The organism is Thiolapillus sp. (assembly GCF_048562965.1).
Taxonomy (GTDB): Bacteria; Pseudomonadota; Gammaproteobacteria; order Chromatiales; family Chromatiaceae; genus Thiolapillus; species Thiolapillus brandeum_A.
The window spans coordinates 1-719 of the sequence record NZ_JBHNMF010001293.1; the positions used below are offsets into that span (position 1 = coordinate 1).

The following is a 719-nucleotide window of genomic DNA, read 5'->3' on the forward strand; positions in this document are numbered from 1 at the left end:
AAGAGAAGAAGAGCCTTTGTCGTTGTCTTGAAAGTGCCTGCATGAATGCTTCAATGTTCTCGCGCGCGCCTTCAAGATAGTCTCGTAGATATGGCTCATACGCAGGCACGCCGTAATGAGAATCTTTGGACACGTGATCAGCATAGAGTGGTGAATCGCTGTACGAGCCGTAGATGAGCAAATTATCAAATTTATTATCCGTTTCGCGTCCTATTCCGAAGGCTTCAAGGATGTTAAAAACTTGATACTGTTGCCGTTGACGCTCGGATAAATTTGTTCCGAACACGTTGGCGTAGGGGTTTGTTAAACGGTAGTCTTCTTTCTGCGCGCGATTCTTTGCCGTGCGGCAGGTAAGTAGAACCTGTCCACTCTGGCGGTCTCCCAACAGTATATTGACACCTAGAAGAAGTAAGTCGCGGATGGGAATGTGCATACGGTTGGCCCGAGCGAGCTTCATCAGCTCTCCCAATCGTTTGCGAAACACCGACCCTCCGTTTCCGTGGCGAAGGCGCTCTCTGTTAATTCGGATAGGACACGCGGTAGAGCCATCGCTCTTCAACATGTTGCATCTGTTACATTGAGACCACTGCGGGTGTTCAGCCACTTGCTCAATGAGTTCTTCAAAATGTTCAGATGCGTCAAGGCGACTGAGGTTGTAGAGGCTCAGGTTAAGAGCATCATCTCTTGTACGTTCCTCAACAAGCATGTCTTCTATTATT

At 48.3% G+C, this 719-nt stretch carries 1 protein-coding gene; it reads right to left on the reverse strand.

Annotated elements, in window-relative coordinates:
* Positions 1-719: hypothetical protein (locus ACOCD2_RS23905; RefSeq protein ID WP_419626279.1), on the reverse strand; the 719-nt coding region annotated here is incomplete at both ends.